Origin of the sequence: Paracoccus zhouxuedongae (genome assembly GCF_041927815.1) — a bacterium.
Lineage (GTDB): Bacteria > Pseudomonadota > Alphaproteobacteria > Rhodobacterales > Rhodobacteraceae > Paracoccus.
In genome coordinates, this window is sequence record NZ_JBHFHM010000009.1 from 30,663 (window position 1) to 44,756 (window position 14,094).

General features: G+C 67.5%; 18 protein-coding genes. 13 read left to right on the plus strand and 5 right to left on the minus strand.

Features of this window, described 5'->3' with window-relative positions; genetic code table 11:
* Positions 1 to 24 precede the first annotated feature (24 nt).
* Positions 25 to 1,356: a FliI/YscN family ATPase gene (locus ACEYYA_RS11520; protein WP_374800747.1), complete on the minus strand. Its 1,332-nt coding sequence runs from the start codon at positions 1,354 to 1,356 to the stop codon at positions 25 to 27.
* Between the two features lie 62 nt (positions 1,357 to 1,418).
* On the opposite strand from ACEYYA_RS11520, the gene ACEYYA_RS11525 reads away from it, so the two are divergent.
* From ACEYYA_RS11525 to ACEYYA_RS11575, 11 genes are all read left to right on the plus strand, one after another.
* Positions 1,419 to 1,799 (plus strand): FlgB family protein, encoded by a 381-nt coding sequence (locus ACEYYA_RS11525; protein WP_374800749.1) that lies wholly within the window; start codon positions 1,419 to 1,421, stop codon positions 1,797 to 1,799.
* 11 nt (positions 1,800 to 1,810) lie between these two features.
* The gene (gene flgC / locus ACEYYA_RS11530) at positions 1,811 to 2,203 is read left to right on the plus strand and encodes a flagellar basal body rod protein FlgC (RefSeq protein WP_374800751.1); all 393 of its coding nucleotides are present in this window, start codon (positions 1,811 to 1,813) and stop codon (positions 2,201 to 2,203) included.
* An 11-nt stretch (positions 2,204 to 2,214) separates the two neighbouring features.
* Positions 2,215 to 2,499 carry a flagellar hook-basal body complex protein FliE gene (gene fliE, locus ACEYYA_RS11535; RefSeq protein WP_374800753.1) on the plus strand — a complete coding sequence of 95 codons (285 nt, stop codon included), beginning with the start codon at positions 2,215 to 2,217 and terminating at the stop codon, positions 2,497 to 2,499.
* Positions 2,500 to 2,501: 2 nt separating this feature from the next.
* Positions 2,502 to 2,771, plus strand: a complete 270-nt coding sequence (locus tag ACEYYA_RS11540) for a flagellar biosynthetic protein FliQ (protein WP_374800755.1) — start codon at positions 2,502 to 2,504, stop codon at positions 2,769 to 2,771.
* Positions 2,772 to 2,774: 3 nt separating this feature from the next.
* A complete protein-coding gene (locus ACEYYA_RS11545; RefSeq protein WP_374800757.1) occupies positions 2,775 to 3,491 on the plus strand; it encodes a flagellar hook-basal body complex protein in 717 nt (238 codons plus the stop codon).
* An 8-nt stretch (positions 3,492 to 3,499) separates the two neighbouring features.
* Entirely contained in the window at positions 3,500 to 4,285 is a 786-nt protein-coding gene (gene flgG, locus ACEYYA_RS11550) for a flagellar basal-body rod protein FlgG (RefSeq protein ID WP_374800759.1), read from the plus strand.
* On the plus strand, positions 4,285 to 4,710 hold the full coding sequence (gene flgA, locus ACEYYA_RS11555) for a flagellar basal body P-ring formation chaperone FlgA (RefSeq protein WP_374800761.1): 426 nt from the start codon (positions 4,285 to 4,287) through the stop codon (positions 4,708 to 4,710). Before flgG ends, flgA begins: the two co-directional genes overlap by 1 nt.
* A gap of 12 nt (positions 4,711 to 4,722) precedes the next feature.
* A complete protein-coding gene (flgH, locus tag ACEYYA_RS11560; RefSeq protein WP_374800763.1) occupies positions 4,723 to 5,442 on the plus strand; it encodes a flagellar basal body L-ring protein FlgH in 720 nt (239 codons plus the stop codon).
* Between the two features lie 9 nt (positions 5,443 to 5,451).
* On the plus strand, positions 5,452 to 5,991 hold the full coding sequence (locus ACEYYA_RS11565) for a flagellar basal body-associated FliL family protein (RefSeq protein ID WP_374800765.1): 540 nt from the start codon (positions 5,452 to 5,454) through the stop codon (positions 5,989 to 5,991).
* A gap of 84 nt (positions 5,992 to 6,075) precedes the next feature.
* A complete protein-coding gene (aroQ, locus tag ACEYYA_RS11570; protein WP_374800767.1) occupies positions 6,076 to 6,543 on the plus strand; it encodes a type II 3-dehydroquinate dehydratase in 468 nt (155 codons plus the stop codon).
* A gap of 160 nt (positions 6,544 to 6,703) precedes the next feature.
* On the plus strand, positions 6,704 to 7,234 hold the full coding sequence (locus ACEYYA_RS11575) for a DUF2478 domain-containing protein (protein WP_374800769.1): 531 nt from the start codon (positions 6,704 to 6,706) through the stop codon (positions 7,232 to 7,234).
* A gap of 195 nt (positions 7,235 to 7,429) precedes the next feature.
* Here ACEYYA_RS11575 and ACEYYA_RS11580 read toward each other — a convergent pair whose 3' ends face one another.
* Genes ACEYYA_RS11580 through ACEYYA_RS11595 form a run of 4 tightly spaced genes read right to left on the minus strand, consistent with a single transcriptional unit; the run spans position 7,430 to position 11,453 of the window.
* Positions 7,430 to 8,029 (minus strand): PqiC family protein, encoded by a 600-nt coding sequence (locus ACEYYA_RS11580; RefSeq protein WP_374800771.1) that lies wholly within the window; start codon positions 8,027 to 8,029, stop codon positions 7,430 to 7,432.
* Positions 8,026 to 10,038, minus strand: a complete 2,013-nt coding sequence (locus ACEYYA_RS11585; RefSeq protein ID WP_374800773.1) for a PqiB family protein — start codon at positions 10,036 to 10,038, stop codon at positions 8,026 to 8,028. Before ACEYYA_RS11585 ends, ACEYYA_RS11580 begins: the two co-directional genes overlap by 4 nt.
* 42 nt (positions 10,039 to 10,080) lie before the next feature.
* Positions 10,081 to 10,797, minus strand: a complete 717-nt coding sequence (locus ACEYYA_RS11590) for a paraquat-inducible protein A (RefSeq protein WP_374800775.1) — start codon at positions 10,795 to 10,797, stop codon at positions 10,081 to 10,083.
* Entirely contained in the window at positions 10,794 to 11,453 is a 660-nt protein-coding gene (locus tag ACEYYA_RS11595; RefSeq protein WP_374800777.1) for a paraquat-inducible protein A, read from the minus strand. Before ACEYYA_RS11595 ends, ACEYYA_RS11590 begins: the two co-directional genes overlap by 4 nt.
* Before the next feature lie 105 nt (positions 11,454 to 11,558).
* Between ACEYYA_RS11595 and ACEYYA_RS11600 the strand changes: the two genes are divergently transcribed.
* Complete coding sequence (locus ACEYYA_RS11600; protein WP_374800779.1) at positions 11,559 to 13,160, plus strand: GMC family oxidoreductase; 1,602 nt, start codon at positions 11,559 to 11,561, stop codon at positions 13,158 to 13,160.
* An 82-nt stretch (positions 13,161 to 13,242) separates the two neighbouring features.
* Entirely contained in the window at positions 13,243 to 14,085 is an 843-nt protein-coding gene (locus ACEYYA_RS11605) for a flagellar motor protein MotB (RefSeq protein WP_374800781.1), read from the plus strand.
* Positions 14,086 to 14,094 lie beyond the last annotated feature (9 nt).

Here is a 14,094-nt window from a genome sequence, read left to right on the forward strand (position 1 = left end):
GCCGCAGAACGCACAAGGATCGGCTCATCCCGGTTCGCCCAGACATTCGGCAAGGCGCGCGAAACTGGCTGCGACATCGCCGCTTTCCCCGACAAAGGCATCCAGCGCCGGCCAGACGGCGATGGCGCGATCCACCACCGGATCGGCGCCCGGCGTGTAAAGCCCTGCGCGCACCATCATCTCCGCCCCGGCATAGGCCCCCAGCAGCCGCCGGGCCTGTGCGATCAGCGCGTTTTCCGCATCACTCGCCGCCCCCGGCAGCGACCGCGATACAGACCGCAGCACGTCGATCGCCGGAAAGCGCCCGCGTTCGGCAATGGCGCGGTCCATCACCACATGGCCATCCAGCGTGCCGCGCAGGATGTCGGCCACCGGTTCATCCATGTCCGACCCGGCGACCAGCACGGTGAAGACCGCGGTAATGTCGCCCGCCCCCTCCGGCCCCGGCCCGGTCCGCTCGGCCAGCGTCATGATGGCTCCTGACGTGGACGGCGGATAGCCGCGCAGGCTGGGCGCCTCGCCACCGGCGACGGCGATTTCGCGATGCGCCTCGGCGAAGCGGGTGACGGAATCGGCCAGGAACAGCACATGCAGGCCCCTGTCGCGGAAATGCTCGGCAATGGTGATCGCCGTCAGCGCGCAGCGCCGCCGCACCAGCGCCGGCTGATCCGAGGTCGCAACCACGACAATCGCCCTCCGCATCCCCTCGGGCCCAAGCACGGTTTCCACGAATTCGCGCAGTTCGCGCCCCCGTTCACCCACCAGCGCGATCACCACCAGATCGGCGGTCAGCCCGCGCGCCATCTGTGCCAGAAGGGATGACTTGCCGACCCCCGAACCCGCGAAAAGCCCGATCCGCTGACCACGCACCAGCGGCAAAAGCGTGTTGAACACCGCCAGCCCGGTATCCAGCCGCGCGCCCAGGCGCTGACGCGTGGCTGCGGGCGGCGGACTGGCCCGCAGCGGGCGCGCCATCCCGCCCCGACGCAGCGGCTGCCCGTCCAGCGGGCGCGCCGAGGGGTCAAGAATGCGCCCGATCCACGAATCGTGCGGCGCAATCTCAAGCGCGCCGATCAGCCGTGCGCGATTGCCGACGGCCACGCCATCGGCGCTGCCCTCGGGCAGGACAGTGGTGATTCGGTCGCGCAGAGCCACCACCTCGGCCCCGATGCGACGGCCAGAGCCGGTCACGATCAGCACTCGATCCCCGATCGCCGCATGATCGGAAAGTCCTTTTATTTCAACGGTCCCGCCCAGAATGGCATAGATCCGCCCCCATATACGCATCGCGCTTAGCCCGCTGATCTCGCCCGCCAATGCCGCCAGTTCATCCATCCCCGAACCTTTCTGATCCATCGAAAGGGTTTCTAAACCATTCGACGTTAAGGCTTGGTTGAAGGCGCAGAGGAGAAACCTCGATGTTCGATAAAATTGAACTGTTCAACATGTCTCAGGCCATGGCCCGCCACGCCGCGGCCCGGCAGGACGTGGCGGCCCAGAACACCGCCAATGCCGACACGCCCGGCTATCTGGCGCGCGATCTGGCCGATTTCGCCGACAGCTATCAGGGCGCGGGCGGCGCGTTGCGGCAGACCCGGCCCGGCCATCTGGGCACCAGCCCCGGCCAGGTCGACCTGACGGCGCAGGTCACGCGCAACGCGATGTCGCCCAACGGCAATGCCGTCTCGCTTGAGGATGAGATGGTGAAATCCGTCGCCGCGCGCCGCGAACATGATCTGGCGCTGGCGATCTACAAATCCTCGCTGGGCATTTTGCGCAGCAGCCTTGGCCGCAGATAAGGGGGCCGGGGATGAGCGACTTTACCACATCACTGTCGATTTCGGCATCCGGCATGACGGCGCAGGCCGGGCGGCTGCGGCATGTGTCGGAAAATATCGCCAATGTCGATACGCCCGGCTATCGCCGCAAGCTGACCAGCTTCGAGGCGTCGCTGGATCAGGGCCAGACGACCGGCGCGGTCGAGCTGGGGCGGGTCACGCTGGACCGCAGCACACTGCCGCGGATTTATGACCCCTCGCATCCGATGGCTGATGCCGAGGGCTATCACGACGGATCCAACGTCGATCTGGTGGTCGAGATTGCCGACGCGCGTGAGGCGCAGCGCAGCTATGAGGCCAACCTGAAAATGTTCGACCAGACACGACAGATGGCCAGCTCGCTGCTGGATCTTTTGCGGCGCTAGGGGGCTAGGACATGGATATTCGCACATCGATCGCCACCCAAGGATATGGCCAGGCCCGGTCCGCCGCGCGGCCCGAACCTCAGCCACAGCGCCCCACAGCGGGCAGCTTTGTCGAAAGCTATGTGCAATCGCTGGGTCAGGCCGAGGCACAGGCGCGTCAGGCGATGACCACCGGCGCCGATCCGCACGCCTTGGTGCAGGCCCTGGCCCAGACCGAACTGGCCGTCGAAACCGCCGTTACGCTGCGCGACAAGGTGGTTGAGGCCTATCAGGAAATCCTTCGGATGCCGGTGTAACCATGCACGACCAGGCGATTTTCTTCGACACTCTGCGCGAAGCCCTATGGGTCGCGGTGATCGCCTCGGCACCGCTGTTGGCGGTGGCGCTGATTGCCGGTCTGGCAATTGGCCTGATCCAAGCGCTGACCTCGGTCCAGGAAATGACGCTGACCTTCGTGCCAAAGGTGGGGGCCATGCTGGTCGTGTTCTGGGTCTCGATGAGCTTCATGTCCGAGGCCTTGCTGACCTTTTTCAACGACCGGGTGATCCCGGCGATCCTGGGGGTCTAGGCCATGGACAATGCGATCTATGCCACGCTGACCCGGCAGTCGGGCCTGATGCGCGAGATGCAAGCGGTGGCGAACAACATCGCCAACGTCTCGACCGGCGGTTTTCGGCGCGAGGGCATGGTCTTTGCCGAACATGTCGCGGCCCTGGATCGCGACGCACCCTCGCTGTCGATGGCCACCGCGCGCGGCCGCGTCATCGACCTCAGCCAGGGCGGGCTGACCACCACCGGCGGCACCTTCGATTTCGCCATCGAGGGCGAGGGCTTTTTTCAGGTGCAGGCCGGTGACCGCCGCCTGCTGACCCGCGCCGGCAGCTTCATCCCGACCCCCGAGGGCGAGCTGATGACCCCGGACGGCGCGCGCCTGCTGGACGGCGGCGGCGCGCCTGTGAACGTCCCCCCCGGCGCGACGAACATCCATCTGTCCGGTGACGGCACGCTGTCTGCCGATGGTCAGCCGGTGGCGCAACTGGGCGCGGTGCAGCCCGCCGACGCCAACAGCCTGACCCATGAGGGCGGCACCCGCTTTGCCTTTCAGGGCGAGCTTGAGCCGGTCGAGGAGAGCCGCCTGATGCAGGGCGCGCTGGAGGATTCAAACGTGAACCCCGTCACCGAAATCGCCCGCATGATCGAGGTCCAGCGCGCCTATGAAATGGGCCAGACCTTCCTTGATCGTGAGGACAACCGCATCAAGACCGCCATTTCCACCCTCATCCGATAGGTTCCCCCATGCGTGCCCTTCAGATCGCGGCGACCGGCATGGCCGCCCAGCAAAGCCGGGTCGAGGTGATCTCGAACAACCTGGCGAACATGTCGACCACCGGCTACAACGCCCGCCGGGCCGAGTTCGCGGATCTGCATTACCAGCAGGTCACCCGCCCCGGCAGCATCACCGCCAGCGACGGCACCGTGCTGCCCGCCGGGGTGCAGATGGGCCTGGGCGTGCGGCCGACCGCGGTGACGGTCAGCCTGGCGCAGGGCACGCTTCTGCCGACCAATGGCGATCTGGATCTGGCCATCGACGGTCAGGGCTATCTGGAGGTCAGCCTGCCGTCGGGCCGGTCGGCCTATACCCGCGACGGCGCGCTGAAACGCTCTCCCGAGGGTCAGATCGTCACCTCCGAGGGGTTCACGGTGATGCCGGGCATCACGATCCCGAATGACGTCCGATCCGTCGCGATCAATGCAGAGGGGCAGGTTTACGTCTATTACAATGACCGCACCGAGGCCGAATTGCTGGGCCAGATCTCGCTGGCGGGGTTTTCCAACGAAAAGGGGCTTGAGGCGACGGGCGGCAACCTGTTCCTGGAAACCGCCGCATCGGGGCCGCCCAATGTCGCCATGCCGGGCGAGAATGGGCTGGGCACCTTGCGCCAGGGCTATCTCGAGGAAAGCGCCGTCGACCCGGTGCGCGAGGTGACAGAGCTGATCAAGGCCCAACGCGGGTATGAGCTGAACGCCAAGGTCATCACCGCTGCCGATCAGATGCTGGGCGCCACGGTGCAGGTGCGCTAATGTGGTCGCTTGTCATCCTGCTGATCGGCCTGGCCAGTCAGGCTGCGGCCGAGCCGCCACCTGCACTTGTCGCGCGTCACATGCTGCGCGCGGGCATCACGATCACCGCCGAGGATATCGGCCCCGGCACCGCCGCACAGCCCGGCGCGCTGAGCGATCCCGCGCAGGCTATCGGCCTGGAAACCCGTGTCGCCGTCTATGCCGGCCGCCCGATCCGGGCCGAGGATCTGCGCAGCCCGACGATGGTCGACCGCAACCAGATCGTCGCCCTGACCTATCGCCGGGGCGGCCTGACCATCACCGCCGAGGGGCGCGCCCTTGGTCGCGGCGGCGCGGGCGACACCGTGCGCGTCATGAACACCCTGTCCCACAGCACCGTCCAGGCCGTGATCGGCCCGGATGGCACGCTGAACGTCCTTCCCTGATCCGAGGTAACCATGCGTTTGACCCCCTTTCTGATGATCCTGCTGGCCCTGCCGGCCTGCCAACGCCTGCAATCGGTGGGCGACACGCCCGGCATGACGCCGGTCGAAACCGGCCGCGATTACGTCGCCATGGCGGTGCCGCAGCCGCTGCCGGGGGACGCGCCCGATGCCGATCCGGCCTCGCTCTGGACAGGCGCGCAGGCCTCGCTGCTGGGTGACAGGCGCGCGGCGCAACGCGGCGACATCCTGACCGTGGTGGTCGAAATCGATGAGCGCGCCGAAATGTCGAACACCTCGGGGCGCAACCGCAGCGGATCGGAAAGCATGGGCATCCCCTCGATGCTGGGTATCCCGCAGCGGATTGCCAGCGAATTGCCGGCCGGGGCCTCGCTGAACCCGGCGGTCAAGACCAACTCGGCCTCGACCTTCAAGGGGAACGGCTCGACGTCGCGCCGCGAAAAGCTGGAACTGCGCGTCGCCGCCACCGTGACCGAGGTGATGCCGAACGGTGTCTTGCGGATCGAAGGGAGCCAGGAGGTGCGTGTGAACTTCGAGGTCCGCGAACTGCTGGTCACCGGCTTCGTCCGCCCCAACGACATCAGCCGCCAAAATGAGGTCACCTATGACAAGATCGCCGGGGCGCGCATCTCTTATGGCGGGCGAGGGCAGATCACAGATGTCCAGCAGCCCCGGCTTGGCCAGCAGGTCGCTGATATCGTCCTGCCGTTCTAGGGGGCTGTGATGAAGAAGCTGTTGCCTGTTCTGATCGGTTTGATCGCGCTGATCGGCGGCGCGGCGGGGGGCTGGTTCCTGCACAGCCCCGCCGCCCCGGAGGCCGAGGCCGCGACCGATGCGCATGGCGCACCGGCTGCCGCCGCCGATGCCCATGGCGCCCCCGAGGGTGGCCACGAGGCCGCGCCAACCGATGCACATTCCCCCCCCGCCGAGGGCGGGACCAAGGAATATGTCAAGCTGAACAACCAGTTCATCGTGCCCCTGATCAGTGGCGGGCGTGTCGCGTCGATGGTGATCCTGTCGATCAGCCTTGAGGTTGATGGTGGCAGCAAGGAAAAGGTCTTCGCGGTCGAGCCGAAGCTGCGCGACACATTCCTTCGGGTGATGTTCGATCACGCGAACGCTGGGGGGTTCGACGGCACCTTCACCGACCGCAGCAAGCTGGATACGCTGCGCGCCACCCTGGCCGAGGTATCGCGGCCCTTGCTGGGTGACAGCGTCAGTGACGTTTTGATCGAGGACATCGTGCGTCAGGACAACAGCTGACCCCCTTCCACGGCTGAACGGTGGACAGCGCGGCAGCGGCGGGGCAATCTGGTCACAACCGCCTGCCGCCCAACGGAGACCGCCATGACCCAGCCATCCGCGACTGCCCCCGAACGGCTGTCGATTCTGGTGCTGAACGGCCCCAATCTGAACCTTCTGGGCACGCGCGAGCCGGGAATCTACGGGTCGGTTACGCTGGCCGATGTCGAGCAGCTATGCCGGGACACGGGCGACCGGCTGAACCTGGGGATCACCTGCCTGCAATCGAACCATGAGGGGGCGCTGATCGACGCCATCCATGCCGCGCGTGGCCAGCATGACGGCATCGTGCTGAACGCGGGCGCCTATACGCATACCTCGGTGGCCTTGATGGACGCGCTGTCCGGGGTCGCCCTGCCGGTGGCCGAGGTGCATCTGTCCAACATCCACAAGCGCGAGACCTTTCGCCACCATTCCTATATCTCGCGCGTGGCTTTGGGGATGATCTGCGGCTTTGGCGCGCAGGGCTATGCCTTGGCGATCGAGGCCTTGGCGGGGCATCTGCGGGCCTAGGGCGCGTGACGCGGGATCAGCGGTGCTGCGGGTGAGAGGTCCGGCAGCCCAGCACGGGCGCACGGCGCCCTGCGCCACATCGGCACATTCGGCGCGCGGGGCTTGGCCTTGACGCGGGATCGTGGCACTGCACCGGCCAAAGATTGCGAAAGGGGGCGACATGCTGGGCTTTATCCGGGCCGCCGGGCGCGGGGATGACGCGTTGCTGGCCGATCTGGCGGGGCGTTTGCAGGCGCAGGGACTGCGGCTGTCGGGGGCGGTGCAGCACAATCAGGCCGGGCCGCACAGCCCCTGCCTGCATATGGACCTGCGGTTGTTGTCGCCCGATCACGCTGGCGACCCGGTGATCCGCATCTCGCAGATGCGGGGGGTCGAGGCGCGCGGCTGTCGGCTGGACAGCGACGGGCTGGAGCGCGCCGTCGGACTGATCGCCGCCGATCTGGCCCGCGCCAGTGCCAGCCGCGATCTGGTCGTGCTGAACAAGTTCGGCAAGCACGAGGCCGAGGGCGGCGGCCTGCGTCCGGTCATCGCCCAGGCCATCGAGGCCGACCTGCCGGTCATCATCAAGGTCAGCGCCGAGGCGGTGCCCGCCTTTCTGGACTTCGTCGGTGACCTCGCGCAGGAACTGCCGCATGACGGCCAATCGCTGTTTGACTGGTGCCTGGCCCAGGTCGCGGCACGCAGCGGCTGATCTTCGCGACGAGGCGTTTTGTGCCGCGGCGGAGGCATCGGCGGCCCCTGCGATCTGGCCGTGTCTGCCCGCTTACCATCACGTTCACCGGCGTGGCGTTACAGTGTTTTGGAGTCCGTCGGTGACCTCGAACAGGAGCTACCGCAGAACGGCCAGCCCCTGTTCCACGGGTGCCCGGCCCAGCGCGCGGTGTGATCAGCGCAGCGCGGCGATCTGGGCGGCCAGTTGCGCCAGGGCCTGCGACTGCGCGGCGGCAATCGCCGCGGGCCCTTCGCCGGCCAGCGGCACCTGGATGCCAAAGCGGCGCACCGTATCGCCGCCGCCCGCGAAACCGTCCAGCCCCTCGGGCGCGACGAAATACCGGCCGCTCAGGTTGAACAGCCCGTCGGCGGTGGCAAGCATCCGTTCGACCCGCACCTCGACCCGGTTCGCGGGCGGCTCGGCCAGCGGCCAGGGTTCGGAAATCACCGTGGCCCCGCTGACCGCCGAAATCTCGCGCGCCAGGAAATGCGTCACGGCGCGGGCCTGGGTATCGGCCCACAGCGTGTCGGGGTTCGACCGCACCGCGCCATCGGCGGTCTGCCACGGCACTTCCTGACCGGACGCATATTCGGGCAGAGACACTTCGCGCAGCTCGGCCTTGCCCAGCCGGTTCGCCATCTGTTTGGCGGGCACCGGACGGTCGATCAGATAGCGGCCGGTCTTTTCGGGGTTGGAGCAGGCGGCCAGGGCCAGCGGCAGGCACAGCGCCACGGCGGCAGCCCGAAACACAGCAGTCGGAAACACGGTTGTCATCTCCCCAGGATAAAGGCGCGCGGGTTGCGTTCGATGGTGCGGGCCAGCGATCCGAAAGACTGCGCGGCGCGCGAAAGTTCCCGCATGGCCGACTGGACCTCGCGGTTGAAATCCGACCGGTTGCCATAGGCGGTCACGGTGCGGTCGGCATTGGCCAGGGTTTCTTCAAGCCGGGCAGCCAGTTGCGGCAGCCGGTTCGCGGCATCACGCACCGAATCCGCGGCAGCACTGGCAGATGCCAGCGCCTGATTGAGGTTCTGCCCCGCGCCGCCGGTGCGCAGATCCGACAGCAGCAGCGCCGCCTCGTCCAAGGTGGTCGACAGCGCCTTCGGCAGGCGTTCGGCGTCATCCGAGCCCAGCATGGCGCGCAGGTCGGCCAGGATGCCTTCGGCCTGGGTGCCGATCTCGGCCAGCGGGATGCCTTGGGCATTCTTGGCCACCGCGTCGATCGAGGCCACCATGTCGGGCACCCCCTTGGCGGCTTCCTCGACGGCGGTCATCGCCTTGCCGGCGTCCTCGACCATCTGGCCCAATTTGGCGCCGGTCTCGGCCTCGCGCAGATCCTGGGCGACGGCGCCGATATCGGCCATGGTGCTGTCGGCCTTGGCCAGCGTATCGGCCAGCCGCTTGGGGATCGCGCGGGTGTCCTCGGACCGCGCCAAAGCCGTCACCGAGTTCATCATGTCGGTGGCCGACCGCAGCGTCTCCTCCAGCGGCAGGCTTGAGATGCGGTTGAACACCCCCTGCGCGCTTTGCGCCAGGTCGGTGTTTTCACCCGCCACGCTGGGCAGGATCGGATAGGGCTGGGCGTCCTCGATGCTGGCTGGGGCCGCGCCCTCGACGCGCACCAGATCGACGATCATCGTCGTCGCCAGCAACCCGGTCGAGGTGACCTTGGCGCGCAGCCCCTCGGCCACGCGGTCGCCGAGATAGGCGAGGATCTGATCGGGCGTCGCCTCGGGCGACAGACCCATCGCCTGCCCCGACAGCGCCAGGACGATCTTTTGCCGGGCGCGCGGGCCGGATTGGTCGGCGGGCGTCACTTGCACGCCCAGCTCGGTCACGCGGCCCACGTCTTGCGCGTCCATATGCACGGGGGCGTCAACCATCAGTCCGCGCACCGGCTCATCCAGCAGCACGGTGACGCGCAGGTCATCGGACAGCGGCGTGGCAAACAGGCTGTTGCGGGCCGCGTCCTCATCCTCATACAGGGTAAATCGGTGGCCCTGTTCGACCGGCTCACCACCCGATGTCAGGGTGTCGAACTCGATCCCGCCCTGCACAAGCGAGGACAGCGACCGCACATCGACCGACAGGCCCCGCGCGCCCAGCGACACCGAGAAGCCCGACGTGTCCCAGAACACGGTGCCGGTGGTCAGACGTTGGTCATGCGGCGCCTCGATGAAGGCATCGACCAGCACGGTTTCGTCGCGGTCCGACAGCCGCAGGTTCGACATCTTGCCGACCTTCAGGCCGCGAAACATCACCGGCGCGCCATTGGTGATGCCGGATGATTGCGTCGTCGACAGCACCACCCAAGTGCCCTTGGTCGGGTCGGGCGCGATCGGCGCGCGGTCAAGGCCGACAAAGCGCGTCGCGGCCTCGCCGGGCTTGGCATCCCAGAAGCCTTCGATGAAGGCGCCCGACAGCACCGTATCCAGCCGCGAAATTCCCTGGGCCGAAACCTCGGGGCGGACCAACCAGAACTTTGCCTCGGTGTCGATGAACTGGGCGACCTCGTTGTTGACACGGATGCCCACGACGACGCGCTGAAGGTCGGACGTGAACTTCACCGTCTCGACCTTGCCGACGTCGATTTCGCGGAACTTCAGCGCGGTCTCGCCGGGTTTGATGCCGGTAGCATCGGCGAACTCGACATCGATCAGCACGCCGCGGTCGGCATAGGATTTCCAGGCAATCGCCAGCGTCACCGCCAGCGCCAGGATCGGCACCAGCCAGATCACCGACAGGGCCGTCAGCGCAGGACGGGGCGCGCGCTCGGACTTCATGCGCGCAGGCTGGGAAGGGTCGGTTGTCATATGCGGCTCGGGTCAGGAAAGCGTGTCGGAGGAACGCGCGGAGGCACGGGACGGGGCGGGATGCTGCCAGATCAGTCTGGGATCGAAGCTTTGGGCGGAAAGCATGGTGAATGCAACGGACAAGGCAAAGGAAATCGCCGCCGGGCCGGGGTGGATGCTGGCCACCAACCCCAGTTGCACCAAGGCCGACAGGATCGCCACCACAAAGACGTCGATCATCGACCATCGGCCGATGAACTCGACCACCTCGTAAAGGCGCAGGCGGCGGTGGTTCGACATGCGGTCCGACCGCGTGCCGACGATCAGCGCCAGATAGGAGATGGCCATGAACTTGCCCACCGGCACCACGACCGAGGCCAGGAAAACGACCAGCGCCACCCCATAATTGTGATGCCGGATCAATTCGATCACGCCGCCAAGGATGGTATTTTCGCTGCTGCCGGCGATGGTGGCAGTGCGCAGCATCGGAAGCAGGTTGGCGGGCACATACATGATCAGGCCGGCGGCCAGCCAGGCCCAGACCGGTTGCAGGCCGCGCCGGTCGGGAACCACCAGCCGCGCCCCGCAGCGCCCGCAGCGCGCCTGGTCCTGCGGCCAGACCCGACCACAGGACCGGCAGCCGACAAGCCCCGCCTGATCGGCGGTCAGCACCGGCGCCTCGATCCGACGGGCATCGGGTTCGCGGTCCGGCAGGGCGGCGGCGGTCGGGACCGGGCTGTTCAGGCTCATGCGTCGCGGCCCCCGGTTTCGATGGCGCGCCAGATCGTCCAGCGGCACATGAAGCTGTTGGTCAGCGCGACGACAAGGATCAACATGCACAAGGCCCAGAACGCCGGGCCAAGGTCGATGGTGGCCAGTCCCGCCACCTTGACCAGCGCAATGGCGGTGCCGATGATGAAGATCTCGGCCATGGCCCAGGGCCGGGTTTCCTCGGACAGGCGAAAGGCCGTGGCGGCATGGGGAAAGGGCGCACGGCCATTGGCCAGCGGCCACAGCACATAGACGATGGCCATCATCCGCGCCACCGGCAGCGCCACGATCATCACCAGGACCGCCAGCGACAGCGGCGCCAGCCAGCCATCGGAAAAGGCCAGAGCCGCGCCAAAGATCGAGGTCTCATTCCCGATCCCCAGCGCGTGAACACGCAAGAACGGAAAGAAAACCGCGCCGATCATCAGCACCATGGCGGTAAAGGACAGCGCGATGATCTGCGGAAACGCGCGGTCGCGCGGCGACATCAGCAGCGTGCCGCAACGATGGCAGCGCAGCCGTTGGCCGACCTCGGCATCCTCGGCCAGGTGCAGCGCGTCGCAGAACGGACAGGCCAGCAGCGACTCGGTCGGCGGCAGGTCGGTAGTCTGCGGGGGCGGGGGCGCAAGGCTCATCGTGCGAACATAGATCAGCGCGGGCGCAGATCAAGGCCGGAACCCGCGCGCCCGCTTGCGCCTGTGGCCGCGCCGCGCCACCATGGCCAGCCGGGGGGATCGCGCATGGCGGAATGGGATTACATCATCGCGGGGGCGGGCAGCGCGGGCTGCGTGCTGGCCAACCGACTGTCGGCCAACCCCGCCAATCGGGTGTTGCTGATCGAGGCCGGCGGGCGCGACAACTACCCCTGGATCCACATTCCGATCGGCTATCTGTATTGCATCGGCAATCCACGCACCGACTGGGGCTATCGCACCGCGCCCGAGCCGGGGCTGGACGGGCGGTCGCTGATCTATCCACGCGGGCGGGTGCTGGGCGGCTGTTCGTCGATCAACGGGATGCTGTATCTGCGCGGCCAGGCCGCCGATTACGACGGCTGGCGGCAGGCGGGCTGCACCGGCTGGGGTTGGGATGACGTCCGCCCCTATTTCCTGAAATCCGAGGATTACGCACCTGCCCCAGGCAACCCCGATCACGCTCAGGGCGGCGAATGGCGCGTGGAAAATCAGCGGCTTCGCTGGGATGTGCTGGATGATTTCGCCCGCGCGGCCGAGACACTGGGCATCCCGCGCAGCGATGATTTCAACACCGGCGACAATCTGGGCGTGGGCTATTTCAAGGTGAACCAGCGTGGCGGCTTTCGGGTGTCGACCGCGCGCGCCTTTCTGAAGCCCGCCGCCCGCAGGCCCAATCTGACGGTGATGACCGAAACCCAGGTCGCGCAGATCCTGTTCGACGGCACCCGCGCCATCGGCCTGCGGGTGGTGCGCGACAACGCCCCCCAGGATCTGCGCGCGCGGGCCGAGGTGATCCTCGCCGCCGGTGCCATCGGCAGCCCGCAGATCCTGCAACTGTCCGGCATCGGTCCCGGCGCGCTGCTGCAGGACATGGGGATCGCCCTGCGCCGCGATGCGCCGGTCGGGCAGAACCTTCAGGATCATCTGCAAATCCGCTGCGCCTATCGCGTTCACGGCGCGGCGACGCTGAACATGATGGCGCGGCGGCTGTGGGGGCGCGGGCTGATCGGGCTGCGCTATGCGATGACCCGCAGCGGGCCGATGTCGATGGCGCCCAGCCAGTTGGGCGCCTTTGCGCGGTCCAGCCCGGATGTGGCGACGCCCGATCTGGAATACCACGTCCAGCCCCTGTCGCTGGACGCGTTCGGCCAGCCGCTGCACCGCTTTCCCGCGATCACCGCCAGCGTGGTGCCGTTGCGCCCCGAAAGCCGCGGGCATGTGTCGATCTCAAGCCCCGATTTCCGCCGCGCTCCGGTGATCGCGCCGCGCTATCTGTCGACGCCGGGCGACCGCCTGGTCGCGGCGCGCGCCATCCGCCTGACGCGGCAGATCATGGCCGCCGCCCCGATGGCGCGCTATGCCCCGGATGAGTTCAAGCCCGGCCCCGGCGATGACAGCGACGAGGGGCTGGCCCAGGCCGCCGGGCGCATCGGATCGACGATCTTTCACCCGGTCGGCACCTGCCGGATGGGCGCCGATGACGGCGCGGTGGTCGATCCGCAGTTGCGGCTGCGCGGCTTTGAGGGGCTGCGGGTGGTCGATGCCTCGATCATGCCGACGATCACCAGCGGCAATACCAACAGCCCGACGATCATGATCGCGGAAAAGGCCGCCGACATGATCCTGGGCCGCGCGCGCCAGGGCTGAAACTGCCACGCATTTGATCTGTTAACCCCTGCTTAAGCCCCGATGCGCTACAAGGGGCGTGGGTAAGTGTGGGGATACGACCATGGCGGCGCGCAATGCGGCGGCTCCGGTCATCATCAAACGGAAAAAGGTGGTCGCGGGTGACGGCCATCACGGCGGTGCCTGGAAAGTGGCCTATGCCGATTTCGTCACCGCGATGATGGCCTTTTTCATGTTGATGTGGCTGCTGAACGCCACCACCGAACAGCAACGCAAGGGGCTGGCGGACTATTTCAACCCCTCGATTCCGATCGCGCGGATTTCGGGCGGGGGTCAGGGGGCGTTTGGCGGCGATAATGTGCTGTCGGAAAACACCCTGGCGCAGAACGGTCAGGGCGCCTCGGCGGCTCGACCAAGCACCGAACGCCAGGCCAGCGGGGCCGAGGCCACACAGGACATGACCGCCTTTCAGCAAATGGCGTCCGAGATCGAGGCCGCGCTGACCGGGGCCAGCGGCGCGCTGACCGACCGGCAGAACCTGCTGCGCCATATCGACGTCAAGCTGACCGACGAAGGTCTGGTGGTCGAGTTCTTCGATCAGCCGGATGCCGCGCTGTTTGACGCCGAAACCGCCCAGCCCACGCCGCTGATGCGCGAGTTGCTGGGCGTGGTGACGCGCGTCTTTGCCATCGTCACCAATCCGGTGGCCATCGAATCGCATACCCGCACCTACCCCGAGGTGCTGCGCCACGACCCGTCATGGGATCTGACCACGGCGCGCGCGCAGGCGGTGCGGCAGCATCTGGCGCAGACCGGCTTTCCGCCCGCCCGGATCGAGCGGGTGACGGGCTACGCAGACCGCCGCCCGGCCGATCCGAACCCGATGGCGCCGCGCAACAACCGGCTGGAACTGATCCTGCTGCGCAGCGCCCCAAAGCCGCTGTGACGCCAGCCG